A 669-nucleotide genomic window follows, 5' to 3' on the forward strand; every position below is an offset into this window, starting at 1 on the left:
CAGGCCGCCGCGCCGTCGCTGTCCAAGATCACGAACCCGCTCGACGGGATCGAGAGCACGGTCCGCCAGCAGGCCGCCGGCCAGGACCCGCAGGCCGCCCGTGACGCCGCCGTCGCCGCCGTGAAGGCGCTGTTCACCGGCGATCCGAGCCAGAAGGCCCAGGCCGAGGCCCGCGCGGCCGACGCCCTGGCCAAGGCCCAGAACATCCCGGTCGACCAGGCCAAGCAGCAGATCCAGGACTACGAGAAGCAGTACGACCAGGCGGTCGCCACCGCCAAGCAGAAGGCCGAGGCGGCGGCCGTCGCGGCCAAGTCCGCCGCCACGCAGGGCGCCTTCTACGCCGCCCTGGCGCTGATCCTCGGCGCGCTGGCCGCCTTCTTCGGCGGTCGCCTCGGCGCCCCGAAGGCCGAGACCCTGGTCGGCGCCTACGACGCCCGCCGCGCCTGATCCCCCCTCGGTCCCCGCCCTCCCGGCGGGGACCTCGCCCGACCGGCACGAGCCGGCCACCCGCAGCACCCCGCAAGGAGACCTTCGATGAGCAGCACCACCGACAAGATCAAGGGCCTGGCCAACGAGGCCGTCGGCAACGTCAAGCAGGCCGCCGGCAACGTCACCGGCAACGACAAGCTCGTGGCCGAGGGCAAGGCCCAGGAGCTCAAGGGCGAAGCG

General features: G+C 73.7%; 1 protein-coding gene and 1 pseudogene. Both read left to right on the forward strand.

Annotation, left to right across the window (positions count from 1 at the left end; all coding sequences use genetic code 11):
- Nucleotides 1-447, forward strand: a pseudogene (locus FV242_RS34065) (PhnA-like protein); the annotation flags it as partial.
- Between the two features lie 87 nt (nt 448-534).
- The coding region (locus tag FV242_RS34070; RefSeq protein ID WP_147942050.1) for a CsbD family protein at nt 535-669 on the forward strand (135 nt) is incomplete at its 3' end.

Source organism: Methylobacterium sp. WL64 (assembly GCF_008039945.1).
In the GTDB taxonomy this organism is placed as follows: Bacteria; Pseudomonadota; Alphaproteobacteria; order Rhizobiales; family Beijerinckiaceae; genus Methylobacterium.